General features: G+C 72.4%; 25 protein-coding genes. 15 read left to right on the forward strand and 10 right to left on the reverse strand.

Annotation, left to right across the window (positions count from 1 at the left end; translation table 11 throughout):
• Nucleotides 1-16 precede the first annotated feature (16 nt).
• A complete protein-coding gene (locus ACIPM1_RS21640) occupies nucleotides 17-979 on the reverse strand; it encodes an alpha/beta hydrolase (RefSeq protein WP_402437065.1) in 963 nt (320 codons plus the stop codon).
• A 279-nt stretch (nucleotides 980-1,258) separates the two neighbouring features.
• Between ACIPM1_RS21640 and ACIPM1_RS21645 the strand changes: the two genes are divergently transcribed.
• The 10 genes from ACIPM1_RS21645 to ACIPM1_RS21690 all read left to right on the forward strand — a co-directional run bounded on the left by ACIPM1_RS21645 (nucleotide 1,259) and on the right by ACIPM1_RS21690 (nucleotide 12,477).
• On the forward strand, nucleotides 1,259-2,038 hold the full coding sequence (locus tag ACIPM1_RS21645; protein ID WP_402437067.1) for a winged-helix domain-containing protein: 780 nt from the start codon (nucleotides 1,259-1,261) through the stop codon (nucleotides 2,036-2,038).
• Nucleotides 2,039-2,124: 86 nt separating this feature from the next.
• Entirely contained in the window at nucleotides 2,125-3,147 is a 1,023-nt protein-coding gene (locus tag ACIPM1_RS21650) for a LacI family DNA-binding transcriptional regulator (protein ID WP_402437069.1), read from the forward strand.
• Nucleotides 3,148-3,278: 131 nt separating this feature from the next.
• On the forward strand, nucleotides 3,279-4,433 hold the full coding sequence (locus ACIPM1_RS21655; protein ID WP_402437071.1) for a S1C family serine protease: 1,155 nt from the start codon (nucleotides 3,279-3,281) through the stop codon (nucleotides 4,431-4,433).
• 142 nt (nucleotides 4,434-4,575) lie between these two features.
• Nucleotides 4,576-4,791, forward strand: coding sequence for a hypothetical protein (locus ACIPM1_RS21660; RefSeq protein ID WP_356186450.1), 216 nt, complete (start codon nucleotides 4,576-4,578; stop codon nucleotides 4,789-4,791).
• Between the two features lie 94 nt (nucleotides 4,792-4,885).
• The gene (locus ACIPM1_RS21665) at nucleotides 4,886-5,620 is read left to right on the forward strand and encodes a response regulator transcription factor (protein WP_402437073.1); all 735 of its coding nucleotides are present in this window, start codon (nucleotides 4,886-4,888) and stop codon (nucleotides 5,618-5,620) included.
• Nucleotides 5,617-7,089, forward strand: coding sequence for a sensor histidine kinase (locus ACIPM1_RS21670; protein ID WP_402437075.1), 1,473 nt, complete (start codon nucleotides 5,617-5,619; stop codon nucleotides 7,087-7,089). The genes ACIPM1_RS21665 and ACIPM1_RS21670 overlap by 4 nt, the downstream gene beginning before the upstream one ends.
• 198 nt (nucleotides 7,090-7,287) lie before the next feature.
• On the forward strand, nucleotides 7,288-8,208 hold the full coding sequence (gene mshD / locus ACIPM1_RS21675; protein WP_402437077.1) for a mycothiol synthase: 921 nt from the start codon (nucleotides 7,288-7,290) through the stop codon (nucleotides 8,206-8,208).
• A 449-nt stretch (nucleotides 8,209-8,657) separates the two neighbouring features.
• A complete protein-coding gene (locus ACIPM1_RS21680; protein WP_356186460.1) occupies nucleotides 8,658-10,889 on the forward strand; it encodes an RNA degradosome polyphosphate kinase in 2,232 nt (743 codons plus the stop codon).
• A complete protein-coding gene (locus tag ACIPM1_RS21685) occupies nucleotides 10,870-12,036 on the forward strand; it encodes a CHAD domain-containing protein (protein WP_402437080.1) in 1,167 nt (388 codons plus the stop codon). Before ACIPM1_RS21680 ends, ACIPM1_RS21685 begins: the two co-directional genes overlap by 20 nt.
• An 18-nt stretch (nucleotides 12,037-12,054) precedes the next feature.
• Nucleotides 12,055-12,477 carry an NUDIX hydrolase gene (locus tag ACIPM1_RS21690; RefSeq protein WP_356186465.1) on the forward strand — a complete coding sequence of 141 codons (423 nt, stop codon included), beginning with the start codon at nucleotides 12,055-12,057 and terminating at the stop codon, nucleotides 12,475-12,477.
• Nucleotides 12,478-12,602: 125 nt separating this feature from the next.
• On the opposite strand, the gene ACIPM1_RS21695 is transcribed toward ACIPM1_RS21690, so the two are convergent.
• Entirely contained in the window at nucleotides 12,603-12,776 is a 174-nt protein-coding gene (locus ACIPM1_RS21695; RefSeq protein WP_356186468.1) for a hypothetical protein, read from the reverse strand.
• A 143-nt stretch (nucleotides 12,777-12,919) separates the two neighbouring features.
• Between ACIPM1_RS21695 and ACIPM1_RS21700 the strand changes: the two genes are divergently transcribed.
• Entirely contained in the window at nucleotides 12,920-13,756 is an 837-nt protein-coding gene (locus tag ACIPM1_RS21700; RefSeq protein ID WP_402437083.1) for a hypothetical protein, read from the forward strand.
• 80 nt (nucleotides 13,757-13,836) lie between these two features.
• Nucleotides 13,837-14,016, forward strand: coding sequence for a hypothetical protein (locus ACIPM1_RS21705; protein WP_356186474.1), 180 nt, complete (start codon nucleotides 13,837-13,839; stop codon nucleotides 14,014-14,016).
• 97 nt (nucleotides 14,017-14,113) lie between these two features.
• Here ACIPM1_RS21705 and ACIPM1_RS21710 read toward each other — a convergent pair whose 3' ends face one another.
• Nucleotides 14,114-14,470, reverse strand: a complete 357-nt coding sequence (locus ACIPM1_RS21710) for a metal-sensitive transcriptional regulator (protein ID WP_356186475.1) — start codon at nucleotides 14,468-14,470, stop codon at nucleotides 14,114-14,116.
• A gap of 251 nt (nucleotides 14,471-14,721) precedes the next feature.
• On the opposite strand from ACIPM1_RS21710, the gene ACIPM1_RS21715 reads away from it, so the two are divergent.
• On the forward strand, nucleotides 14,722-15,342 hold the full coding sequence (locus tag ACIPM1_RS21715; protein ID WP_028797706.1) for a DUF47 domain-containing protein: 621 nt from the start codon (nucleotides 14,722-14,724) through the stop codon (nucleotides 15,340-15,342).
• A gap of 7 nt (nucleotides 15,343-15,349) precedes the next feature.
• Nucleotides 15,350-16,348, forward strand: a complete 999-nt coding sequence (locus ACIPM1_RS21720) for an inorganic phosphate transporter (RefSeq protein WP_356186477.1) — start codon at nucleotides 15,350-15,352, stop codon at nucleotides 16,346-16,348.
• Nucleotides 16,349-16,499: 151 nt separating this feature from the next.
• On the opposite strand, the gene pstB is transcribed toward ACIPM1_RS21720, so the two are convergent.
• From pstB to pstS, 4 genes are all read right to left on the reverse strand, one after another.
• Nucleotides 16,500-17,276 (reverse strand): phosphate ABC transporter ATP-binding protein PstB, encoded by a 777-nt coding sequence (gene pstB, locus ACIPM1_RS21725; RefSeq protein WP_402437086.1) that lies wholly within the window; start codon nucleotides 17,274-17,276, stop codon nucleotides 16,500-16,502.
• 43 nt (nucleotides 17,277-17,319) lie between these two features.
• The gene (pstA, locus tag ACIPM1_RS21730; protein ID WP_402437088.1) at nucleotides 17,320-18,384 is read right to left on the reverse strand and encodes a phosphate ABC transporter permease PstA; all 1,065 of its coding nucleotides are present in this window, start codon (nucleotides 18,382-18,384) and stop codon (nucleotides 17,320-17,322) included.
• Complete coding sequence (gene pstC / locus ACIPM1_RS21735) at nucleotides 18,381-19,388, reverse strand: phosphate ABC transporter permease subunit PstC (protein ID WP_402437090.1); 1,008 nt, start codon at nucleotides 19,386-19,388, stop codon at nucleotides 18,381-18,383. Before pstC ends, pstA begins: the two co-directional genes overlap by 4 nt.
• Nucleotides 19,389-19,498: 110 nt before the next feature.
• Nucleotides 19,499-20,629, reverse strand: a complete 1,131-nt coding sequence (gene pstS, locus ACIPM1_RS21740) for a phosphate ABC transporter substrate-binding protein PstS (RefSeq protein ID WP_402437092.1) — start codon at nucleotides 20,627-20,629, stop codon at nucleotides 19,499-19,501.
• 313 nt (nucleotides 20,630-20,942) lie between these two features.
• On the opposite strand from pstS, the gene ACIPM1_RS21745 reads away from it, so the two are divergent.
• Nucleotides 20,943-22,517: an FAD-binding oxidoreductase gene (locus ACIPM1_RS21745; RefSeq protein ID WP_402437094.1), complete on the forward strand. Its 1,575-nt coding sequence runs from the start codon at nucleotides 20,943-20,945 to the stop codon at nucleotides 22,515-22,517.
• A 100-nt stretch (nucleotides 22,518-22,617) separates the two neighbouring features.
• On the opposite strand, the gene ACIPM1_RS21750 is transcribed toward ACIPM1_RS21745, so the two are convergent.
• The 3 genes from ACIPM1_RS21750 to ACIPM1_RS21760 all read right to left on the reverse strand — a co-directional run bounded on the left by ACIPM1_RS21750 (nucleotide 22,618) and on the right by ACIPM1_RS21760 (nucleotide 25,621).
• Nucleotides 22,618-23,331, reverse strand: coding sequence for a phosphatase PAP2 family protein (locus ACIPM1_RS21750; RefSeq protein WP_402437096.1), 714 nt, complete (start codon nucleotides 23,329-23,331; stop codon nucleotides 22,618-22,620).
• Nucleotides 23,332-23,580: 249 nt separating this feature from the next.
• A complete protein-coding gene (locus ACIPM1_RS21755; protein WP_356186538.1) occupies nucleotides 23,581-24,582 on the reverse strand; it encodes a bifunctional lytic transglycosylase/C40 family peptidase in 1,002 nt (333 codons plus the stop codon).
• Nucleotides 24,583-24,826: 244 nt separating this feature from the next.
• Entirely contained in the window at nucleotides 24,827-25,621 is a 795-nt protein-coding gene (locus ACIPM1_RS21760) for a trypsin-like serine peptidase (protein WP_402437098.1), read from the reverse strand.
• Nucleotides 25,622-25,801: the final 180 nt, after the last annotated feature.

Here is a 25,801-nt window from a genome sequence, read left to right on the forward strand (position 1 = left end):
AATGAACAGGCTCAGGCTAGCCCGCCTGTGCGACCGCCCAGTCCCCGATGCGGTGCAGCAGCTCGTCGGAGGCCGCGTTCTCGGCGTGGCCCATGCCGGGCTCCAGCCAGAGTTCGCCGTGGTCACCGGCGGCCGCGGCCAGCATCCGGGGGTGGTCCAGGGGGAAGTAGCCGTCCCGGTCGCCGTGCACGATCAGCAGGGGCGTCGGGGCGATCCGGGAGACCGCCTCGACGGGGGACAGCGGGACGGGGTCCCAGTCGCGGTGGTGGATCCGGGTGCGCAGTCCGTAGCGGCCCAGCAGCCGGCCCTCGGGGCGCGTCACCAGCCAGTGCAGCCGGCGCATGGGCGCCGTGCCCCGGTAGTACCAGCGGGCCGGAGCGCTCACCGAGACCACCGCATCCGTCCGCGCTTCCGTGCGCCCCTCGGGTCCGGCGCCGCCGCGCTGACCCCACAGGGCGGCGTGCCGCAGCACCACCGAGCCGCCCATGGAGAAGCCGACGGTCGCCACCCGCGTGTGCCCGAGCCGCCGCGCCCACGCCACCGCAGCCGCCAGGTCGAGCACCTCCCGGTCGCCGACCGTGGAACGCCCGCCGGAGCGCCCGTGACCGCGGAAGGAGAAGGTGACCACGGCCCCGTGCCGGGCGAGGGCCCGCGCCGCCCGGCGCACGTGCGGCCGGTCCAGGTCGCCGGTGAAACCGTGTGCGATCACGAACACCGGGGCGCCGGAGGACGGCAGGGACGACGGCGACGGCGCGGACGACGGCGCGTCCGGCGCGTCCGGCGCCGAGCCGTATACGACGGGACCCGGCCCGTATACGACGGGACCCGGCCCGTATACGACGGGACCCGGCTCGTACACGGCCTCGACCGGCACCCCGTCCGCCGTGCGCAGAAGCGTCCTGACACGTGCGCGCGGGGGCGTCTCAGACTCCGGGACGATCGACGAACGCGCCACATGACCTGCCGAACCCGAGCTCATGTCGGCTATTCTGCTGGGAAGAGGACTCGGGCAGTGAAGCCCCCGGGTCCTTTTGTGCTTTCGGGGAGGCGTTGTATACGACGCGGGAAACCGCAGGTGTACGGGCCGCCGGGCGCACAGTGGCCCCCTCCTGGGGCCGCGGCGGGTCCCAGGGGCGCGGGATTCGCACCACCGTACGAAGCAGTGCCGCGATGTCCTCGCCGGGACCGAGGAGGAACCAGACGACATGGGCGAGCCAACCGTGCACGGACGTATGACGACCCAGGCAGGTGGGGTGCGATGAGTTCTCTGCTGCTCCTGACCAATGCCCTCCAGCCGTCGACGGAGGTGCTTCCCGCCCTCGGCCTGCTGCTGCACAACGTGCGTGTGGCCCCGGCGGAGGGGCCCGCACTGGTCGACACCCCGGGCGCCGACGTCATCCTGATCGACGGGCGGCGCGACCTGCCGCAGGTGCGCAGCCTGTGCCAGCTGCTGCGCTCGACGGGCCCCGGCTGCCCGCTCGTCCTCGTGGTGACGGAGGGCGGCCTCGCGGCGGTCACCGCCGACTGGGGCATCGACGACGTGCTGCTCGACACCGCCGGCCCGGCCGAGGTGGAGGCCCGGCTGCGGCTCGCCATGGGCCGCCAGCAGATCGTCAACGACGACTCCCCGATGGAGATCCGCAACGGCGACCTGTCGGTGGACGAGGCGACCTACAGCGCCAAGCTCAAGGGCCGGGTGCTGGACCTCACCTTCAAGGAGTTCGAGCTCCTGAAGTACCTCGCGCAGCACCCGGGCCGGGTCTTCACCCGCGCCCAGCTGCTGCAGGAGGTCTGGGGCTACGACTACTTCGGCGGCACCCGGACCGTGGACGTCCACGTGCGACGGCTGCGCGCCAAGCTCGGCCCCGAGCACGAGTCGCTGATCGGAACCGTCCGGAACGTCGGTTATCGATTCGTTACGCCTGAAAAGGTGGACCGCGCCGCCGACGAGGCGAAGGCCAAGGCAGCCCGTCCAAAGGAGGACGATACGGACAATGCGACCGCTCCGGTCGCCGCGGAGGCGCGGGCCGAGGCCTAGCGGGCGCGCGGGCAGGGCATTGCGACCGCACATCCAAGGAGCGATACGCCCTGCCCAGAGCGGGTCCATCCGCGTAGACTCCGCGCGTGGCCAAGGTGACTCGGGACGACGTGGCGCGGCTGGCGGGGACTTCGACCGCCGTGGTCAGCTATGTCATCAACAACGGACCCCGGCCGGTCGCCCCGGCCACGCGGGAGCGTGTGCTCGCCGCGATCAAGGAACTGGGGTACCGGCCCGACCGGGTCGCCCAGGCCATGGCCTCGCGGCGCACGGACCTGATAGGCCTGATCGTCCCGGACGCCCGCCAGCCCTTCTTCGGGGAGATGGCGCACGCCGTCGAGTGGGCCGCCGCCGAGCGCGGAAAGATGGTCCTCGTCGGCAACTCCGACTACGTCGCCGAGCGCGAGGTCCACTATCTGCGGGCCTTCCTCGGGATGCGGGTCTCCGGCCTCATCCTGGTCAGCCACGCGCTCAACGACCTCGCCGCCGCCGAGATCGACGCCTGGGACGCCCGGGTGGTGCTGCTGCACGAGCGGCCCGAGGCCATCGACGACGTCGCCGTCGTCACCGACGACCTGGGCGGCGCGCAGCTCGCCGTGCGGCACCTGCTGGAGCACGGCTACGAGTACGTCGCCTGCATGGGCGGCACGGCCGAGACGCCCTCCGTCGGCGACCCCGTCTCCGACCACGTCGAGGGCTGGCGGCGCGCCATGACCGAGGCCGGCATCCCGACCGAGGGGCGGCTCTTCGAGGCGCCCTACAACCGCTACGACGCCTACCGGGTCGCCCTGGAGTTCCTCTCCGGGCCGAACCGCCCGCCCGCGGTCTTCTGCTCCACCGACGACCAGGCGATCGGCCTGCTGCGGGCCGCGCGCGAGCTGCGCATCGACGTGCCGGGCAAGCTGGCCGTGGCCGGCTTCGACGACATCAAGGAGGCGGCGCTCGCGGACCCGCCGCTGACGACGGTCGCCTCGGACCGGTCGGCGATGGCGCGGGCCGCGGTGGACCTCGTCCTGGACGACGGCCTCCGGGTCGCCGGGTCCCGGCGGGAGCGGCTGAAGGTGTTCCCCTCGCGGCTGGTCGTCCGCAGCTCCTGCGGCTGCGCGTAGCCGGGCACGGCGCCCCGGCCTGCCCCCTGAGGGCGCCCCGGACCGGCCTTTATATCGGGCATACGAGGTTCTGTCGGGCTTCTCAGCGGGGACTCAGGAGCCTCTCATGATCGCGGGTCATTTTTATAGTCATGACCGAGAGCATCCGCCGCGGCGGCGCACACGAGCCCTCCCCGGGTGACGCGCACCAGCCGTCCGCGTATCCCCAGCAGCAGCACGCCTCCTCTCCCGTGCACCCGCAGTGGCCGCCCCGGCCGGCGTACGCGCCGACCCCGGCAGCCGCTTTCGCCGACGGTGGCGGCGGGCACGGCGGACACGGCGCGCAGGGGACGTACGGCGGTCCGCTCGCGGCCGGTCAGGGGGGCGGCACGGCTCTCACGCCCCCCGTTCCGTCGGGTCCCGCGCCCGCGCCTCGTGGGCGCGCCAAGGGACCGACGGCGCTGCTCGCCGCCGTGGCGATCGCCGCCGCGGCGGTGGGCGGCGGCACCGCCTACGCCTTCCAGGAACTGACCGGCCAGGACACGGTCGCCACCGCGAGCAGCACCGGCACCACCGCGGTGCCCGCCGGCCGGCGGGGCAGCATCGCGGCGATCGCCGAGGCGGTGAGCCCGAGCGTGGTCGAGATCAACGCGACCCTCGGCGACGGCTCGTCCACCGGGTCCGGCGTGATCATCACCAGCGGCGGCCAGATCGTCACCAACAACCACGTCGTGGCCGGCGCCTCGTCGGTCAAGGTGCGCACCAGCGACGGAAAGCAGTACGGCGCGCGGGTCGTCGGCACCGACAGCTCCAAGGACCTCGCCCTGGTCGAACTGGAGGGCGCCTCCGGTCTGAAGCCGGCCTCCCTCGGTGACTCCGCCGGTGTCTCGGTCGGCGACCAGGTCGTCGCCATCGGCTCCCCCGAGGGCCTGACCGGCACCGTCACCAGCGGGATCGTCTCCGCCCTCGACCGTGACGTGACCGTCTCGACCGGCGAGGGCCAGGGACAGCAGGACGGCGGCGGACAGTGGCCGTTCGAGTTCGGCGGCCGGGAGTTCAACGGCGACACCGGGTCCTCCACCACGACCTACAAGGCGATCCAGACCGACGCCTCCCTCAACCCGGGCAACTCCGGCGGCGCGCTCATCGACGCGAACGGCGACGTCATCGGGATCAACTCCGCCATGTACTCCGCCACTTCGAGCACCGACTCGTCCGGCGCGGGCAGCGTGGGCCTCGGTTTCGCCATCCCGGCCGACACCGTCAAGGCCGACCTCGCCCAGCTGCGGTCCGGCTCCCGGAACTGACGAGCCCTGAGCCCCGCCCCGTCGGAGCACCCCGGCACCTGAAGCACCCAGCACCCGGAGCACCCCGGCACCTGAACCACCGAGCACCCGGAGCACCACAGCACCTGAAGCACTGAAGCACCTGAGCCAGAAGGAGACCGTCATGATCGAGCAGGTTGTGCACGAGACCACCGAGACCGTCGACGCCGCCACCCCCGTCGACGTCGACCTGGGTCTGGCCGTCGCGAAGGAGCTCCACAGCCCGGTGAACCGGGTTCCCGAGGTCGCCGTACCGCAACTGATGGGCCTGCGTCTCCCGGCCGCCCGCCCCCACCGCCACAAGGTGCCGCTGCGCCGGCTGACGGCCGTGCACTCCTGACCCGCCCCGACGCCCAACGGCCCCACGGCCCGGAAACGTGCGAGGCTGAGAACGTCCCGCCCACGCCCCCACCGCACCCGAGGAAACGCGAGCGATGAGCCCCGCCGATGGCGACCGTGACCCCCAGCGCATCCTGATCGTCGACGACGAGCCCGCCGTACGCGAAGCGCTCGAGCGCAGCCTCGCCTTCGAGGGGTACGGCACCGAGGTGGCCGTGGACGGCGCGGACGCGCTGGAGAAGGCGGCCGTCTACCGGCCGGACCTGGTGGTCCTCGACATCCAGATGCCCCGCATGGACGGCCTGACCGCCGCCCGCCGCATCCGCGGCACCGGGGACATGACCCCCATCCTGATGCTGACGGCCCGCGACACGGTCGGCGACCGGGTCACCGGGCTCGACGCCGGCGCCGACGACTACCTGGTCAAGCCGTTCGAGCTGGACGAGCTGTTCGCCCGGATCCGCGCGCTGCTGCGGCGCAGCTCCTACGCGGCGGGCGCGGCGGGCGTGGCCGACGACACGAACGTGCTGTCCTTCGCCGACCTGCGCATGGACCTCACCACCCGCGAGGTCACCCGCGACGGGCGGCCGGTGGAACTGACCCGCACGGAGTTCACCCTGCTGGAGATGTTCCTGGCGCACCCGCGCCAGGTGCTCACCCGGGAGCAGATCCTGAAGGCGGTCTGGGGCTTCGACTTCGAGCCCTCGTCGAACTCGCTCGACGTGTACGTGATGTACCTGCGCCGCAAGACCGAGTCCGGCGGCGAGCCACGCCTCGTGCACACCGTGCGGGGCGTGGGTTACGTCCTGCGGCAGGGCGGCGCGGAGTGAGGCACGCGGTACGTCGGCTGCGCTCGCTGCCCATCCGGTCCCGGCTGGCGCTGCTGGTCGCGGCGGCGGTGGCCTTCGCGGTGGCCGCGGTCTCGGTCACGTGCTGGTTCATCGTGCGGAGCAGGCTGTACGACGAGGTCGAGAACCGGCTCGCGAGCGCCAACACCCGGCAGCTGCTGGACGACACGCCCTATGTGACGGCGCTGCTGACCAGCTGCCCCCCGACGGCGGCGGGCGACTCCGGCGGCAGGCCGTCGTACTTCTACATGCAGCTGGTGAGGGCGGACGGCAAGGCCTGTGTCCTGCCCCAGTCCGAGGGCGTCCTGAAGGTCACGCGCACGGACCGGGCGGCGGCCGCCGATCCCGACCTCAGCGTGCGCACCTTCCACAACAGCACCGACAGCGAGGGCAACGACGTGCGGGTGGCGGTCCTCGCCATCCCCCTGGAGGGCGGCCAAGACCTGCGGCCGTATCCCAATGCCGTGTTCACCATCGGGCTGTCCCTCAAGGACACCGAGAAGACACTCGACGACCTCGCCCTGCTGCTCCTCGTCGTCTCCGGCGTCGGCGTCCTCGGGGCCGGTGCCGCCGGTCTCGCGGTGGCGCGCGCCGGGCTGCGGCCGGTCGACAAGCTGACCGAGGCGGTGGAGCACGTCGCCCGGACCGAGGACCTGACCATCCGGATCCCCGTGGAGGACGACAGCGAGGACGAGATCGCCCGGCTGTCCCGCTCCTTCAACTCGATGACGTCGGCGCTGGCCAGCTCCCGCGAGCTGCAGCAGCAGCTCATCGCGGACGCGGGCCACGAGCTGCGCACCCCGCTCACCTCGCTCCGCACCAACATCGAACTGCTCACCCGCAGCGAGGAGACCGGCCGCCCGATCCCGGAGGCCGACCGCAAGGCGCTGCTCGCCTCGGTGAAGGCGCAGATGACGGAGCTCGCCTCGCTGATCGGCGACCTCCAGGAGCTGTCGCGTGCGGAGGGGCAGCGGGGCGAGCGGGTCCAGCTGATCGCCTTCCAGGACACCGTGGAGGACGCGCTGCGCCGGGCCCGGCTGCGCGGGCCGGAGCTGACGATCACGGCGGACCTGAGCCCCTGGTTCGTCCGGGCGGAGCCGTCCGCGATGGAGCGGGCGGTGGTCAACATCCTCGACAACGCGGTGAAGTTCAGCCCGGAGGGCGGTGTGGTCGAGGTGGTCCTGGACGAGGGCGTGCTCACCGTCCGCGACCACGGGCCGGGCATCCCCGCCGACGAACTCCCCCATGTCTTCGACCGCTTCTGGCGCTCACCGAGCGCGCGGGCCCTGCCGGGCTCGGGCCTGGGCCTGTCCATCGTCGCCCGCACCGTCCAGCAGGCCGGCGGCGAGGTCTCCCTGGCACCGGCGCCGGGCGGCGGCACGGTGGCGACGGTACGCCTGCCGGGCGCCCCCACCCCGCCCCCGGAGGGGCCGTACGGCACGGCCGCCTGAGGTCAGCGGGTACTCGGGCGCCTGGGGCCGGCGCTCGATGTGCGGGAATGTGCCGGCCGGTTGGGGGGTGGGCCCGACGTTGCCGGCGAGGCGGGGCGGAGCGCGGTGCGACGTGGGACGGGTCCTGCGGCCGGTGGCCTCCGGCGGCCGACGAGCCGCTTCTCCCCGGGCGGGCGGCGCACCCTTACTCTCGTACGCATGACCAGCGACGACACCGCACCGATCGCCCGCTCATTGGACACCTGCTCCGTGCTCTCCCCGGACCAGGCCGACGCCGTGCTCGGCCTGCTGGCGGCGGCCGCCCGCAACGACGGCCAGCAGGCGGTGTCCGAGCAGGGCCGGCTCCAGCTGCGCGGCGGCGCCCGCGAGGGCGTGTCCCACATGCTGCTCACCGTCGACGGCGAGCTCGTGGGGTACGCGCAGCTGGAGGACACCGATCCCGTGGAGGCGCCCGCCGCCGAGCTGGTCGTCCACCCGGCGCACCGCGGGCACGGCCACGGGCGGGTGCTCGGCTCCGCCCTGCTCGCCGCCTCGGGCAAGCGGCTGCGGGTGTGGGCGCACGGCGGGCACTCCGCCGCCCGGCACCTCGCGCAGGTCCTCGGGCTCACCCTCTTCCGTGAGCTGCGCCAGATGCGGCGTTCGCTCACCGACTTCGACCTGCCCGAGCCGCCGCTCCCCGAGGGCGTGACCGTACGGACCTTCGTCCCCGGCGAGGACGACGCCGCGTGGCTCGCCGTCAACGCCGAGGCCTTCGCCCACCACCCCGAGCAGGGCTCGCTCACCCAGCGGGACCTCGACGCACGCGAGGCGGAGGCCTGGTTCGATCCGCAGGGGTTCTTCCTGGCCGAGCGGGAGGGCCGGGTGATCGGCTTCCACTGGACGAAGGTGCACGCGGACGAGCGCCTCGGCGAGGTGTACGTGCTCGGCGTGCGCCCCGGCGCCCAGGGTGGCGGCCTCGGCCGGGCCCTGACCGTGATCGGGCTGCGGCACCTGGCCGCGCAGGGCCTGCCGACGGCGATGCTGTACGTCGACGCCGACAACAAGGCGGCGGTCTCCGTTTACGAGCGGCTGGGGTTCAGCACCTACGAGACCGATCTGATGTACCGGACGGAGACCTGACCGGAGCCCTGCCCGGGCTCTCCGCGCGGATCGCTGCCCGGAGACCTGGCCGGTGACCCGACCGGCCCGGCAGCCCCCGCCCGGTCCCCCAGGCGGCCCCACCGCCCCACCCCACCGCCGTACGACCTGAACGCCCTTTCCCCGCCCCGCCCTTCGACGGGGGCGGCCGGGGCCGGACGCCGCCGGGCGGGGTGGCGGGGACGCCCCGGGGCCGCCCCCCGCTATCCCGCACGTCATGTCTCCGTAACCATCGATTCAGACGAGCTTGCGACGCTCGGGCAATGAAGCCCGCCGCGCCAGAGCCTTCGCCGCCCCCCGAGGGCGCCACGGGGAACGGGACCGCTCCCGCCCACTCGCGGCCCCGGCAGGCCGGGGGGTCCCCCGCCGCCGTGCTCCCGCCCGCGGCCTCCGACGCGCCTGTCTTCCGCCCGGCGCGGAAGAATGGGTTCATGAGCCAGCCAGACACCCAGGCACAGGTCCAGCACCCGCAGCCCTCCGTGGGCTCCATAGCCGCCCACCGCCCGCACACCGTGGCGGCGGCGGTCTCCGACCTGGAACCCGACATCGATGCCGACCTCGACGGTTACGAGGAGTCGCAGGTAGACGGGGTACAGCTGCCACAGGGTCGTTTCCTCGACCGGGAGCGCAGCTGGCTCGCCTTCAACGAGCGCGTCCTCGAACTCGCCGAGGACCCGAACACGCCCCTCCTGGAGCGGGCCAACTTCCTCGCGATCTTCGCCAGCAACCTGGACGAGTTCTTCATGGTCCGGGTGGCCGGCCTGAAGCGCCGGATCGCCACCGGGGTCGCCACCCGCTCCGCCTCCGGCCTCCAGCCCCGCGAGGTGCTGGAGATGATCTGGGCCCGCTCCCGCGAGCTCATGGCCCGGCACGCCGCCTGCTACCACGAGGACGTCGCCCCCGCCCTCGCGGAGGAGGGCATCCACCTGGTCCGCTGGAGCGAGCTGACCGAGAAGGAGCAGGCCCGCCTCTTCACGCTCTTCCGGCACCAGATCTTCCCGGTGCTCACCCCGCTGGCGGTCGACCCCGCGCACCCCTTCCCGTACATCTCCGGCCTGTCCCTGAACCTGGCCGTGGTCGTACGGAACCCGGTCACCGGCCACCGCCACTTCGCCCGCGTCAAGGTGCCGCCGCTGCTGTCCCGCTTCCTGGAGAGCTCCCCGGGCCGCTACGTCCCCGTCGAGGACGTCATCGCCGCCCACCTGGAGGAGCTGTTCCCGGGCATGGAGGTGCTCGAGCACCACGCCTTCCGGCTCACCCGCAACGAGGACCTGGAGGTCGAGGAGGACGACGCGGAGAACCTGCTCCAGGCGCTGGAGAAGGAGCTCATGCGGCGCCGCTTCGGGCCGCCGGTCCGCCTGGAGGTCGAGGAGTCCATCGACCGCGAGGTCCTCGACCTGCTGGTGCGCGAGCTGAAGATCAGCGAGGCCGAGGTGTACCCGCTGCCGGGTCCCCTGGACCTCACCGGCCTCTTCCGCATCCACAGCCTCGACCGGCCCGAGCTGAAGTACCCGAAGTTCGTCGCCGGCACCCACCGCGACCTCGCCGAGGTCGAGTCGGCCTCCGCGCCGGACATCTTCGCCGCGCTGCGCAGCCGGGACGTGCTGCTGCACCACCCGTACGACTCCTTCTCGACCTCCGTCCAGGCGTTCCTGGAGCAGGCCGCCGGCGACCCGGACGTGCTGGCGATCAAGCAGACCCTGTACCGGACCTCGGGCGACTCCCCCATAGTCGACGCGCTCATCGACGCGGCCGAGTCCGGCAAGCAGGTCCTCGTCCTGGTCGAGATCAAGGCCCGCTTCGACGAGCACGCCAACATCAAGTGGGCGCGCAAGCTGGAGGAGGCCGGCTGCCACGTCGTGTACGGCCTGGTCGGCCTGAAGACGCACTGCAAGCTGTCCCTGGTGGTCCGCCAGGAGGGCGAGACCCTCCGCCGCTACAGCCATGTCGGCACCGGCAACTACCACCCGAAGACGGCCCGCCTCTACGAGGACCTCGGCCTGCTGACCGCCGACCCGCAGGTGGGCGCCGACCTGTCCGACCTGTTCAACCGGCTCTCGGGCTACTCGCGCCGCGAGACCTACCGCCGGCTGCTGGTCGCCCCCAAGTCCCTGCGGGACGGCCTGGTCGCGCGGATCAACAAGGAGGTCCAGCACCACCGTGCCGGGCGTCCCGCCTTCATCCGCATCAAGGTCAACTCGATGGTCGACGAGGCCGTCGTCGACGCGCTGTACGGCGCGTCGCAGGCAGGGGTGCCCGTCGACGTCTGGGTGCGCGGCATCTGCGCCGTGCGCCCCGGAGTCACCGGGCTGTCGGAGAACATCCGCGTCCGGTCCATCCTCGGCCGCTTCCTGGAGCACTCCCGGGTGTTCGCCTTCGGCAACGGCGGCGAGCCCGAGGTGTGGATCGGCAGCGCCGACATGATGCACCGCAACCTCGACCGCCGCATAGAGGCCCTGGTCCGCGTCGTCGACCCGGCGCACCGGGCGTCGCTCAACCGGCTCCTCGAGACCGGCATGTCCGACACCACCGCCTCCTGGCACCTCGGCCCGGACGGCGACTGGACCCGGCACGCGACCGACGCCGAGGGACAACCCCTGCGGAATATCCAGGAGATGCTCATAGACGCCCGGAGGCGCCGGCGTGGCAATGCAACACCCTGACCCGACGGACCCCACCGCCGGGCCGGTCCCCACCGACGCTCTCGCGGCCTATCTGCGGGCGCAGGCCACGGAGTTCCTCCGCGCGCTGCGCCTGCACCGCCAGGCGGGCCCCGGCGGCGGATCCCCGTCCCGCGCCGAGGCGCGGACGGCGGACCACGGCCCGGCGGGCAACGGCTCCGCGGAGACCGTCGACGCGGCGTGCGCCCTGCGCCGCTCGGCCCGCCGCATCAGCGGCAGCCTGCACACCTTCCGCCCCCTGCTGGAGGAGGGCTGGGCGGAGGAGATGCGGCCCGAACTGGCCTGGCTGTCGGGCACCTTGGCCCGTGAGCACGCCTACCAGGCCCGCCTGGAGCGGCTGTTGCTGGCCCTGCACCGGCTGTCGGGGTCGGCGGCCCTGCCCGCCCAGCCGATGGGCGCGCTCGGCGCCGCCGTGGCCCGGACGGGCCCCGGGGCCGTCCCCGGCTCGACGACCCCGGCGGAGGCGCCCGGCGGCCACCGCGCCGCTGCCCCGGCGCCGGACCGCGGCAGCCTGACCGTCGGCGCGGCGAAGGCGGGCGCCCTGCTCGACCGTCAGCTGACCCTGGCCCGGACCCGGGCGCACTCCACCGCCCTCCAGGCCCTCGGCTCCTCCCGCTTCCACGCGGTCGCCGACAAGGTCGCCGTACTCGCCAGCGACGTCCCCCTGGTCCCCGGCGCGGCCACCGCCGACCTGCGCCCGCTCGCCGCCGCCGCGCGGGAGCGGCTGGCGGACGCGGTCGCGGCGCTGCCGCTGCTCACCGCGGGCAGCCCGTACAACGCGGAGGCGCTGATCCACGGCCTGTCCCCGGACCCGTCCCCGCACCCGCAGGACGCGCCCTGGCACCAGGTCCGCCTGCTGCTGCGCCTGTACCGGTACGCCCGCGAGGTACTGCACGGCGACAGCGCGCCCGCCGACGTACGGCTGCCGGAGGCCGCCCAGGCGCTCGACCGGCACCGTGACGCCTCGGAGGCGGCGGCCGCCGCGGCCGCGGCGGCCCGCACCCCGCGGATCGCCCCGGCCACCGCGTACGCGCTCGGCGTGCTCCACGCCGACCAGCGGCACGAGGTCGAGGCGGCGCGGTTCGCCTTCCAGCAGTCCTGGCAGAAGCAGACGGTCAGCGCTCCCTGAGGAGGCGGTGAGCTACCGGTGAGTCCCGCGAAGGACACCGTCGTCCGGGCGTCCGGGTGCGTCCTGTGGCGCCGTTCCCCGGTGGACGGCACGCTCGAGGTGTGCCTGGTGCACCGGCCCAAGTACGACGACTGGTCCTGGCCCAAGGGCAAGCTCAAACGGGGCGAGGACCCGCTCGCCGGTGCCCTGCGCGAGGTCGAGGAGGAGACCGGGCACACCGCCGCGCCCGGCGCCGAGCTGCGCGCCGTGCGGTACATGGCGGGCGGGCGTCCCAAACGGGTCCGTTACTGGGCGGCCGAGGCCACCGGCGGCCGCTTCACCCCCAGCGACGAGGTGGACCGCGTGCTGTGGCTCTCCCCCGCCGCCGCCCGCGGCCGCCTGACCCAGTACCGCGACCGCGACCTCGTGGACGACCTGCTGGCCACCTTCCGCCACGCCTGACCGATCGCCCTGCGGGGGGCTGCACTCAGGGCCGACCGCCGGGGGCCGGACCGGATCAGGGCTCCGCCCTCCAGGGGGCCGGACCGGATCAGGGCTCCGTCCGCCGCTGAAGGGTCGCGGACGGATCAGGGCTCCGTCGCGTGGCCCCGGGCGTCCGTGCGGGCCAGGCTGCGGGCCCGGCGGGCCGGACCGCGCCAGCCGCAGACACAGTGGGCCACGCAGAAGCGGCCCTGTTCGACGGTCGTCGTGCGGTGAACCTGATCCTCACGGTCAGGGCCGAGCCCCTCCTGCTGCGCCACGCTCCCACGGTACCCACACCGGGTGAACGGCTCCCATCCCCGTGCGACGGACGGCTCCGCCGCGTGACGGGGCTCCCTACCCGTCGTTAACCGGAACGACAGGGGGTCCCGTGACGGACGTACCGGCTGGGGGTAGGCAGGCGATGGCGGAGCGACAGCGACGGCGGGCGAGCGGGGCGGTGCTCGCGGCGGGACTGATGGTCTGTGCGTGCGCCACGGGCTGCGCCGGCGGCGGCGCCGCCGCTCAGGACGCGCGCGCCGCGGCCGACCCGGTGCGGACCCTGCGACAGGCACCGGACACCCTGCTGGCGGCGGGCAGCTCCCAGGCCCGCACGTCGATGGAGATGGCCACCGGCGGCACCCGGGTGACCATCCGCGGCGAGGGTTCCTACGACTTCCGCGGGCAGCTCGGGCGGCTGACGGTGATGCTGCCGCAGGACCCGGCCGGCACCGTCCCGCACCGGCCGATCACCGAACTCCTCGCGCCGGGCGCGCTGTTCATGAAGAACCGCGGCGCCGGTGTGCCGGCCGACAAGTGGGTGCGGGTGGAGACCGCCACGCTGTCCGACGGCAATCTCGTCACCGGCGGCGCCACCGACCCGTTCGCCGCCGCCGAGGTGCTGCGCGGGACGCGGACGGCGACGTACGTGGGGAGGACCGAGCTGGCGGGCGTCGAGGTGCGGCACTACCGGGGCACCGCCGATCTCGCCCTGGCCGCGAAGAACGCCGGCGCGGCCGGCGGGGCGGCCCTGCGGGCGGCGGCGAAAGGGTTCGCCACGGCCTCGGTCCCGTTCGACGTCTACCTCGACGACCAGGGGCGCATCCGCAAGGTCCGGCACCGGTTCAGCTTCGTCAACGGCCGGCGCCAGGGCACGGTCGCCGTCTTCTCCACGACCCTGCTGTACGCCTTCGGGACCCCCGTGACCGTACGGCTGCCGAAGGCGGGGGACATCTACGCCGGGCGGATCGCCGAGAAATGACCGGCGAACTAGCCCGTCCGTGCCATGCGCGCCCTGCGGGCCGCTCCCTACCCTAGGAAGTCGGTGACGGCAGAGAAGAGGTGACGCACGTGGCTCCGGTCGGCGGTACGGCAGTTCAGGACCACGTGGCCCTCGCCGAGATCGAACTGTGCGGGGAGCTGATCATCGCCGCCTCGGCGGCCGAGGAGCGGCTCAGCCTGGAGAGCATCGACGAGGTGCTGAGGGTGGCCGAGGAGCGCGCGGGCGCCCCGCGCGGCTGACCCGGCGCGCCCGCCCCGCGCTCGGTCCGGCACGCACGCCGCCCCGAGCGACGAGAACCGGCCACCCGCATGCCGGGCGGACGCGCCCGTGCGGCGCTCAGGTGCGCAGCAGCCGCCCGATCGCCTTCGTCGCCTCCTCGACCTTCGCGTCGATCTCGGTACCGCCCTTGAGGGCCGCGTCCGCGACGCAGTGGCGCAGGTGCTCCTCCAGCAGCTGCAGGGCGAAGGACTGCAGGGCCTTGGTGGAGGCGGACACCTGGGTGAGTATGTCGATGCAGTAGACGTCCTCGTCGACCATCCGCTGCAGGCCGCGGATCTGGCCCTCGATCCGGCGCAGCCGCTTGAGGTGCTCGTCCTTCTGCTGGTGGTAGCCGTGCACGCCGCGGTCGTGGTCCGTCACCACGTCGCCCGCGCCTTCGGAGGGCACCGCCGCCCCGGCCTCGGTGGTCGTCATAGCGGCCTCCCTCTCAGAACGATCCCGACACGATCCCCGACATATACCCCCACAGGGTATATCCTAGCGGGCTTCGCTGGGTATACGCCCTGTGGCCGAAGCCGAGCGCGGAGGCCGGACCGGCCCCCGGTACCGCCCCCGTGCGGAGCACCGTGCCCGATGGGCGACACTGGGGGACGGCCCCTTAGCCGTGGCCGGATGATGCGCTTAGCATCACCCTGACCGAAACCGAAGCATCCTGAGGACCCCACGTGCGCTTTCGTCTGACCCCCAGGGAGACGAGCTTCTACGACATGTTCGCCGCGTCCGCGGACAACATCGTCACCGGCTCGAAGCTCCTGATGGAACTGCTCGGGGCGGACTCTTCCGCCCGGGCCGAGATCGCAGAGCGTATGCGGGCAGCGGAACACGCCGGTGACGACGCCACGCACGCGATCTTCCACCAGCTGAACTCCTCCTTCATCACGCCCTTCGACCGCGAGGACATCTACTCCCTCGCGTCGTCCCTCGACGACATCATGGACTTCATGGAGGAGGCCGTCGACCTGGTCGTCCTCTACAACGTCGAGGAACTGCCCAAGGGCGTCGAGCAGCAGATCGAGGTCCTGGCGCGGGCGGCGGAGCTGACCGCCGAGGCGATGCCGCACCTGCGGACCATGGACAACCTCACCGAGTACTGGATCGAGGTGAACCGCCTGGAGAACCAGGCGGACCAGATCCACCGCAAGCTGCTGGCGCACCTGTTCAACGGCAAGTACGACGCGATCGAGGTGCTGAAGCTCAAGCAGATCGTGGACGTGCTGGAGGAGGCGGCGGACGCCTTCGAGCACGTGGCCAACACGGTGGAGACCATCGCGGTCAAGGAGTCCTGAGGCGTCCATGGACACCTTCGCTCTCATCCTGACCATCCTGGTCGCGCTCTTCTTCGCCTACACCAACGGCTTCCACGACTCGGCGAACGCCATCGCCACCTCGGTCTCGACGCGTGCGCTCACGCCGCGCGCGGCGCTGGCGATGGCGGCGGTGATGAACCTCGCCGGCGCCTTCCTCGGCAGCGGCGTCGCCAAGACGGTCAGCGAAGGCCTGATCGCGACGCCCACCGGCGGCAAGGGCATGGGCATCCTCTTCGCGGCCCTGCTCGGCGCCATCGTCTGGAACCTGGTCACCTGGTACTTCGGCCTGCCCTCGTCCTCCTCGCACGCGCTGTTCGGCGGCATGGTGGGCGCGGCGCTCGCGGGCGGTACGCAGGTCTACTGGTCCGGGGTGCTGGACAAGATCGTCACTCCGATGTTCCTGTCGCCCGTCGTCGGCCTGATCGTCGGCTACCTGGTGATGACCGCGATCATGTGGATCTTCCGCCGGGCCAACCCGCACAAGGCCAAGCGCGGCTTCCGCATAGCGCAGACGGTGTCCGCGGCCGGCATGGCGCTCGGCCACGGCCTGCAGGACGCCCAGAAGACCATGGGTGTCGTGGTGATGGCCCTGGTCATCGCCGACGTCGAGGACTACGGCGACCCGATCCCGGTGTGGGTGAAGCTGGTCTCCGCGCTGATGCTGTCGCTCGGCACCTACGCGGGCGGCTGGCGCATCATGCGGACGCTCGGCCGCAAGATCATCGAGCTGGACCCGCCGCAGGGCTTCGCGGCGGAGACGACGGGCGCGTCGATCATGTTCACCACGGCGTTCCTGTTCAAGGCGCCGATCTCGACCACGCACGTGATCACCTCGGCGATCATGGGCGTCGGCGCGACGAAGCGGGTGAACGCGGTGCGCTGGGGCGTCGCCAAGAACATCGTCCTGGGCTGGTTCATCACCATGCCGGCGGCGGCGATCGTGGCCGCCTGCACCTTCTGGCTGATCGACCTGGCGATCCTGTAGGACGGCACCGGCCGGACGATCCCGCGGGATCGGCGGGCCGGACCGCCGGGCACGACAGCGGGCCCGCCCCCGGGAGCCGGGGGCGGGCCCTTCTGCGTCCCCGCGGTGGCACCGCCATGCAGCACCGCGAGGGTCTCGGGCGGGCCGCCGATCAGCCGAAGCGGCCCGAGATGTAGTCCTCCGTGGCCTGCACGGACGGGTTGGAGAAGATCCGCTCGGTGTCGTCGATCTCGATCAGCCGGCCGGGCTGGCCGACCGCGGCCAGGTTGAAGAAGGCCGTACGGTCCGAGACGCGCGCCGCCTGCTGCATGTTGTGCGTCACGATGACGATCGTGAACCGTTCCTTCAGCTCACCGATCAGGTCCTCGATGGCGAGCGTCGAGATCGGGTCCAGGGCCGAGCAGGGCTCGTCCATGAGCAGCACCTTGGGCTCGACCGCGATCGCGCGGGCGATGCACAGCCGCTGCTGCTGACCGCCGGACAGGCCCGAGCCGGGCTTGTTGAGGCGGTCCTTCACCTCGTTCCAGAGGTTCGCGCCCTTGAGCGACTTCTCCACGATGTCGCCGAGCTCGCTCTTGCGGTGGTTGCCGTTCAGCCGCAGGCCCGCCGCCACGTTGTCGAAGATCGACATGGTGGGGAAGGGGTTCGGGCGCTGGAAGACCATGCCCACCTCGCGGCGGACGGAGACCGGGTCGACCCCGGCCCCGTACAGGTCCTCGTCGTCGAGGAGCACCTTGCCCTCGACCCGGCCGCCCGGGGTGACCTCGTGCATCCGGTTGAGCGTGCGCAGGAATGTCGACTTGCCGCATCCGGACGGTCCGATGAACGCCGTCACCGAGCGCGGCTCGACGGTCATCGAGATGTCCTCGATCGCCTTGTGGGAGCCGTAGTAGGCGGTGAGTCCGCTGACGTCGATTCGCTTGGCCATGACTACTTCTTCACTTCCAGTCGTCGGTCGCTGAGTGGCCGCGTCAGCGACCGGTCTTCGGGGCCTTCCAGCGGGCGATGCCGCGGGCCACCAGGTTGAGGATCATCACGAAGGCGATGAGGGTGAGGGCCGCCGCCCAGGCACGGTCGTAGGCCGCGCCGGAGCCCGAGCTGTTCGCGTACTGCTGGTAGATGTACAGCGGCAGCGAGGCCTGCGGGTCCTTGAAGGGGTTGGTGTTGATGAACTGCGTTCCCCAGACCAGCAGCAGAACGGGTGCGGTCTCACCGGTGATGCGCGCGATCGCGAGCATCACGCCCGTGACGATGCCGCCGACGGAGGTCGGCAGCACCACCTTGAAGATGGTGCGCCACTTGGGGACGCCCAGCGCGAGGGAGGCCTCGCGCAGCTCGTTCGGTACGAGCTTGAGCATCTCCTCGGTGGAGCGGACCACCACGGGCATCATCAGGATCGACAGGGCGAGCGAACCGGCGAAGCCGGAGTAGCCCATCTTGAGGATCAGGATCCAGAAGCTGAGGACGAAGAGGCCGGCGACGATCGACGGGATGCCGGTCATGACGTCGACGAAGAAGGTGATGGCCCGCGAGAGCCTGCCGCGGCCGTACTCCACCAGGTAGATCGCGGTGAGCACACCGATCGGCACGGCGATCAGGGTGGCCAGGGCGACCTGCTCCAGGGTGCCGAGCAGGGCGTGGTAGATGCCGCCGCCCGGCTGGGTGTCGGCGACGCCGGCCATGGAGTGGCTCAGGAAGTACCCGTCGAGGACCTTCACCCCGCGCTTGGCGGTCTCCCAGATCAGGGAGGCCAGCGGGACGACGGCGACGAGGAAGCAGACCCAGACGAGGCTGGTCGCGATGCGGTCCCGGGCCTGCCTGCGGCCCTCGACGCGGGCCGCGACGACGTAGGTGGAGAGGACCGCGAGCACGGCCGCGATCAGGCCCCACTGCGCCTTGCTCTGCAGGCCGGTGCCCAGGCCGATGCCCACGGCGACGGCGACGGAGCCCGCGAGGACGGCCACCGGGAACCACTTGGGCAGGCTCGCCCCGCGCAGGGAACCGGTGCGCTTGTCGGTGACGGCTGGCGTGGTCATGCGTTGGCCCCCGAGTACTCCTTGCGGCGGTTGATGATCATGCGGGCCGCGCCGTTGACGAGCAGGGTGATGACGAACAGGACGAGGCCGGAGGCGATCAGCGCGTCCTGGCCGAACTCGGTGGCCTCGTTGAACTTGCTCGCGATGTTCTGGGCGAACGTGCCGCCGCCCGGGTCGAGCAGGCTGGCCTTGATGTCGAAGGTCGGGGAGAGGACGGTCGCGACGGCCATCGTCTCGCCGAGGGCGCGGCCGAGGCCGAGCATCGAGGCGGAGATCACGCCGGAGCGGCCGAAGGGCAGCACCGACATGCGGATGACCTCCCAGCGCGTGGCGCCGAGAGCCAGGGCGGCCTCCTCGTGCATCCGCGGGACCTGGCGGAAGACCTCACGGCTCACGTTGGTGATGATCGGCAGGATCATGATCGCCAGCAGGATGCCGACGGTGAGCAGCGAGCGGGCGGCACCGCCCTGCCAGGAAAGGACGCCGGTCCAGCCGAAGTACTCGTCGAGCCACGCGTACAGGCCGCCCAGGTGCGGCACCAGGACGAGGGCGCCCCACAGGCCGTAGACGATGGACGGCACGGCGGCCAGCAGGTCGATCACATACGCGATCGGGCCGCTGAGCCGGCGCGGGGCGTAGTGCGTGAGGAAGAGCGCGATACCGACGGCGACCGGGACCGCGAGGGCCATGGCGACGATCGAGGAGACGACCGTGCCGAAGGCCAGCACCGCGATGCCGAACTCGGGCGGCAGCACGTTGGTGTTCCACTCGAAGGTGGTGAGGAAGTTCGCGTGGTCCTTGCCGATGGCGAGGGAGGCACGGTAGGTGAGGAAGACCGCGATCGCGGCCATGATCACCAGCAGCACGATGCCCGAGCCGCGGGAGAGACCGAGGAAGATCCGGTCGCCGGGTCGGGTGGCGCCGCGGGCGGCGCGCTTCTGGGCGCCCGGGGCCGGCCGGGGCGTCGGGGGAGCTGCGTCGGATTGCTGTGTGGATATGTCCATCGGGTTCTCCGGTCTGCGGAGCCGTTCTCGCGTTCGGCTCCTGGCGGCGGTGCACCGGACGGTGCGGCCCGGCCCCGATCAGGGTCGGGGGGCCGGGCCGCACTCCTGGATCAGCTCAGGCCCTCGATGGTGGTGCGGACCTTGGAGATGATCTCGGCGGGGATCGGGGCGTAGGAGGCGTTGGTCAGCAGCTTCTGACCCTCCTCGGACGCGGTGTAGGCGAGGAAGGACTTGACGGCCGGCAGGGTCGCGGCCTTGTTGCCCTTGTCGCAGGCGATCTCGTAGGTGACCAGGGTCAGCGGGTAGGCGCCGTCCTCCTTGGGCTCGTAGTTGAGCTTCAGGGCGAGGTCCTTGCCGGTGCCGGTGACCTGGGCGGAGGAGATCGCCTTGGTGGCGTTCTCCACGGTGGCCTTGGCCGGGGTGGCGGCGGCGGTCTTCAGGTCGACGGTCTTGACGCCGTCGGCGGCGTAGGAGAGCTCGAAGTAGGAGATCGCGCCCGCGGTCTGCTTCACCTGCTGCGCCAGGCCGGAGGAGCCCTGAGCGGACTGGCCGCCCTTGGCCTGCCAGGCCTTGCCGCCCGAGTACGGCCAGTCGCTCTTGGCGGTGGCGATCAGGTACTTGGTGAAGTTGTCCGTGGTGCCGGACTCGTCCGAGCGGTGGAACGCCTGGATCTTCAGGTTGGGCAGCTTGGCGCTCGGGTTCAGCTTCTTGATCGCCGCGTCGTTCCAGTTAACGATCTTGCCGTTGAAGATCTTGGCGAGGGTGGACGGGTCCAGGACCAGGTTGTCCACGCCCGGCACGTTGAAGCCGATCGCGATCGGGCCGCCGACCATGGGCAGGTCGATGGCCTGGCCGCCGGAGCACACCTTCTTCGACTGGGCGATCTCCTCCGGCTTCAGCGGGGAGTCCGAACCGGCGAACGCGGTCTGGCCCTGCAGGAAGGCGGTGATACCCGCACCCGAACCGGTCGGGTTGTAGTTGAGCTGCACCCCCTTGCAGGCCTGGCCGTACTGCGTGTTCCAGGCGTCGATGGCGTTCTTCTGCGCGGAGGAACCGGAGGCCTGGAGCTGACCCTGGGCGTCGCCGCACTTGATGTTGCCCGGGGCCGCCGCGGCCGAGGAGCTCTTGCCGCTGCCGCCGCCGCTGTTGTTGTCGGAGCCGCACGCCGTGAGGGCCAGGGCGCCGGAGACGGCGAGGACGCCGAGAGCGAGGGCCCGCCGGTTCTTGCGCTGAAGCATCACTTGAGGGATTTCCTTCCTGAAGCCGCCGTCCTGATTCGGCGGCGTGCGAAGTGTGAGTGACGCCGACGCGCAGACATGCGCATCAGCACCGCGTACGGCCGAAATTAGGCAGAAGAGGTGAAGCCGCCGATGGCCGGAAGTGAACGCGGGGTGAACCCCTGCCGTCGGTGCGGTGAGGTCACGGAATGCTTACGGGGAGGGCACGCCCCGGTCCCGACGCCTCCTGTTCCCCTCCGTCTCCGGCGGGCCGTGGAACCCCCGGGTACCCGTTTCCGTCTCGATCCACGGAAGCCGACGGGGGAGGGGCGGGGACATGGAACGGCGTGCGTTCATCGGGGGCGGGGCCGCGGCGGCCGCGGCGATCGCCACGGCCGCGTGCGGCGGCGGCGCGCAGGGCGCGCCGGCCACGACGGGCCGGAGCACCACCACGGGGAGGTCCGCCTCCTCACGCACACCGCTGAGGACCGCCGGCGCGGCCGCGGCCGCCGACTGGGCCGCCCTCGGCCGCGAGCTGGACGGCACCCTGCTCCGGCCGGGCGACGCCTCCTGGACGACGGCCCGCACGCTCTACAACACCCGCTTCGACACCCTCCGCCCCGCGGCGGTCGCGTACGTGGCGCACGCCGGCGACATCCGCACGGTCCTGTCGTACGCCCGCGCCCACCACGTCCCCGTGTCCATCCGCAACGGCGGCCACTCCTACGCGGGCTGGTCGTCCGGCGACGGCCGGCTGATCCTCGACGTCTCCCGGCTGAACCGGATCCGCGCGAGCGGCGGCTCGGCGGTGGTCGGCGCCGGCGCCAAGCTGATCGACGTCTACCGGGGGCTCGCCGCGAAGGGCGTGACCGTACCCGCCGGCTCCTGCCCCACCGTGGGCGTCTCGGGCCTGGTGCTCGGCGGCGGCCACGGTGTGGTGTCCCGGGCCTACGGCCTGACCTGCGACAGCCTCACCCGGGCGACCCTGGTCACGGCGGACGGCAGGCAGCTGACCGCGAGCGCGACCGAGAACAAGGACCTCTTCTGGGCGCTGCGCGGCGCGGGCAACGGCAACTTCGGCGTGGTGACCGAACTCGAGTTCCGCACCCACCCCGCGCCGCAGGCCGTGTCGGCGTACCTGACCTGGCCGTGGGCACGGGCGGCCGCGGTGGTGCGGGCGTGGCAGGAGTGGGGTCCCGGCCAGCCGGACGAGATCTGGTCCTCGCTGCACCTGGCGAGCACCCCGGGCGGCACTCCGGCGGTGTCCGTGGCGGCGTTCTCGCTGGGCACCTACGGCGAACTGCAGAACGCGGTGGACCGGCTGGCCGCCGCGATCGGCGCCCGCGCGAGCCGCGTCTCGCTCCGGCGCCACTCGTACGAGGAGGCCATGGAGGCCTACGCCGGCTGCTCGTCCTTCCCGACGGAGGCCCAGTGCCACCTGCCGGGCTCCACCCCGGGCCGCTCCCCGCGGGGCGCGCTCGGCCGGGAGACGTACGCGGCCCGCTCGGACTTCTTCGACCGCTCCCTGTCGTCGGCCGGCATCGGCACGCTGCTGGCGCAGCTGCGGTCGGTGCGGGGCGGGGCGGGCAGCATCGCGCTCACCGCGCTCGGCGGGGCGGTCAACCGCGTCTCCCCCACGGCGACGGCCTTCGTGCACCGCCGCTCCCGGATGCTGGCCCAGTACATCGCCTCCTGGCGGGCGGGCACGAGCGGCGGCCCGGCCCAGTCCTGGCTGACCTCGGCCCACGACGCCATGCGGCCCTACGCGTCCGGCGCGGCCTACCAGAACTACACCGACCCCACGCTCCGCGACTGGCGCAGGGCGTACTACGGGGACGCGGCGGACCGCCTGGGGAAGGTGAAGCGGCAGTACGACCCGGAACGCTTCTTCTCGTTCCCGCAGGCGCTGTAGGGGACGGGCTCCCGGCTCCCGAACGGGGCTCCGCGGAAGTGGCCGCCGGTGGGAGCGGCCGCCGAGGTGCGGTCCTCTGTGCAGCGGGCCGCCGCGGAGGCTAGGCGGCCAGGTCCCGCTCCCCGGTGGCGCCGGTCCGCTCGTCGGCCCGGGTCTCCTGGATCAGGGCGTCCCCGCCGCCGTCGGACCGCCGCCGCGCGCGCACCAGCCGGCCGCCCCACGCCGACCCCTCGACCGCCTTGAGCACCGGCGTCAGCAGGGCCATGGCGAGCGGCGACAGCAGCAGCGCGACCGCCGTGCCGAGGGCGAAGCCGCCGACGACGTCCGTCGGGTAGTGCACCCCCATGTAGACCCGGCAGAACCCTTCGAGCAGCGCGAGCCCGATCCCGGCCAGCCCGAAGCGCCGGTCGGCCACGAACAGCGCGACGCCCATCGCCATGGTGATCGTGGCGTGGTCGCTCACGAACGAGTAGTCGGTCTTGCCGGAGACCAGCACGTCCAGGCCCCGATGGGCGAGGAAGGGCCGGGGGCGCTCCACGAAGCCCCGGATCGGCACGTTCACCAGGACCGCGAGTCCGGCCGCGAGCGGCGCCCACACCAGCGCGGCGACCTGCGTCGCCGCGTCCTCGCCGCCCCGGCGGCGCACGGACCACCAACACCCCAGCACCAGCAGCATCATGGCGAACAGCAGCCCGAACTCGCCGACGTACGCCATGACCCGGTCCAACCAGTGCGGCGCTTCCTTGGCCAGGCCATTGATGTCGTAGAGCAGGTTGACGTCGGGGTTCGACCCGGATTCGGCGAGTCCAGCCATGGTGCTGCGGCCCCTTCGTCGCGTTCTGACGGGCGCACCCTGTGTGCGCCCCTCCTGCCCACCCCCGTGGTCGTAGATCCGCTTCCGCCGCCCGCGCGTGGGACACGCGCTCCGTACGACGTCCGCTCGGCTACGTCAACAGGAACGCACGACCCCGATTGATACGTTCCGCACTCCACCGAATGATCACGCAGACGTTATCGAAGAGAGACTCGTCATCGCAGCTCAGGGGGTGGGTTCACGCTCGGTTCACACCTTGGTGGGGAGCGCTTTCGCGCCATCCTCGGTTACCCGGGTGGCCCCGAAGTAGTCCGGCGTGTCGATGGGGTCGAACCGGATCACGGCCCCCGGCCGCGGCGCGTCGATCATGTAGCCGCCGCCGACGTAGATGCCCACGTGCCGGATGGCCCGCGAATTGGTCAGGTCGTCCGAGAAGAACACCAGGTCGCCGGGGAGCAGTTCGTCCCGCCCGGGGTGCGGTCCGGCGTTGTACTGGTCGTTGGCGACCCGGGGCAGCGTGACCCCCACGTGCTCGTACGCGGCCTTGGTCAGTCCCGAGCAGTCGAACCGCCCGCCCTGGTCGGCGGTGCCGTCGCCGCCCCACAGATAGGGCGTGCCGAGCTTCCCCTGCGCGTAGGAGATGGCCCCGGCGGCCTGCTCGGACGGATCCACCCGGGCGACGGGCGCGGCGAAGCTCTTCTCCAGCGTCGTGATGGTCTTCACGTAGTTCTGGGTCTCCGAGTACGGCGGTACTCCCCCGTACCTGATGACCGCGTCCGCACCCGCGTTGTACGCGGCGAGCATGTTGTGCGTCGCGTTCCCCGGCACGGTCCGCACGTACCTGGCGAGTTCGCAGTCGTAGGAGGCGGCCGACGGGATCGCGTCGGCCGGGTTCCAGACGTTGCGCTCGCCGTCCCCGTCGCCGTCGATGCCGTGGGTGGCCCAGGTGCCGGGGATGAACTGCGCTATGCCCTGTGCCGCGGCCGCGCTCCGGGCGTTCGGGTTGAACCCGCTCTCCTGGTACAACTGGGCGGCTAGCAACGCCGGGTTGATGGCGGGGCAGAGGTTGCCCCATTTCTGCACCAGGGGCTGGTAGGCGGCGGGCACGGACCCCTTCGCGAGTCCGACGGTGCCGCCGGCCACGCCGTTGACGATGTTCCCGGCGACGACGTACACCCCGACGACGAGCAGCGTCACGAAGGCGAACGCGGAGCCGACGGCTGCGATCGTCACGATCCATGCCCTACGCACCGTCAACCGCCCTCCGTGGCCCGGGAGTCCGCCCCCGTCAGTCTAGAGGCGGCCCCTGCCCTTCGGGGATGATCACACACACGGAGAAAACGGCACGTGGCGGCGCCACAGCCCGCCCTTCGGCCGACCTCGGGCAACCGGGGCGCGGTGCAAGACGCTTACACGCCAAACCCGGCCGGGTGGGGGTGCCGGATCCGCGGGGCCGCGCCGGCCGGGAACGTCACGATCCGCCGGCGTCCGGCCCTCACGGGTCGCCCGCCGCGTCCGCGTAGAGGTGCGCGGCCTCCGCGCCGAAGGCGACGCTGTAGGAGGTGTCCGCGGTCGTGCCGCCGTGGTCGTGTCCGCCGAGCACGCCGACGACCTCGCGGTCGCCGTTGATCCACGGGCTGCCGCTGGTGCCGCCGGTGAACCCGGGGCAGTCGATGCGCTGCTGGGTGCGGCTGTGGGCGCGCGGCTTGTTGGTGCAGCTGATCGGCGCCTCGCGCGAGTTGGGGTAACCGGTGAGCGTCACCGCGGTGGCGCCGGTCGCCATGCCGGTGACGAAGCGGTTGCCGCCGACCGTGTCCTCGATGCCCCTGCCGCCCTGCTCGTCGAGGACGGCGAACGCGACGTCGCTGTCCTCGTCCTCGTCCCTGGTCCATCCGCCCGGCAGGAAGCGCCTCTTGACCCGCCAGACGCCGAAGGGCGCCTTGCCGTCCCGGTAGCCGGGCACGAACACCAGGTCCTTGTCGCCGCCCAGGCAGTGGGCGGCGGTGACGACCAGGTTGCGGTGCGGACTGTGCACGACGGAGGCGGTGCAGTAGTGGTGTCCGGCGAGGTCGCCGGCCCCGGCGGCGAACAGCGCCCCGACCCGCGCGCTCTGCGTGGTCGTCTCGGCCACGGCGGTCACCCCGAGCGGGCCGGGCCCGTCGTCGGCCGCGGCGACGGACGCCGAGGTGGCGGCCAGCAGCACCAGCGCGCCGAACAGCGCGGACTGCCGGGGGCCGGTACGGCAGCGGGCGTGATGGGCGGGGCTCTTGGTACCTGAGGTGCGCTTCATCAGGCCCCACTCTGTCCCACGAAGATGAGAAACCCGTCTCGACTTCACCGAGATTTTCCTCAGAACGCCCGATCACAGCAGCTTGAACCGGCCGGTCCCGCCGGAGCCGAACCCACCGGTCCCCGCCGGAACCGGAGCCCACCGGTCTCGTCGGGGCCGCCCCGGCCGGGCCCGCCGGAG

The organism is Streptomyces sp. NPDC086766, assembly GCF_044746005.1.
Taxonomy (GTDB): Bacteria; Actinomycetota; Actinomycetes; order Streptomycetales; family Streptomycetaceae; genus Streptomyces.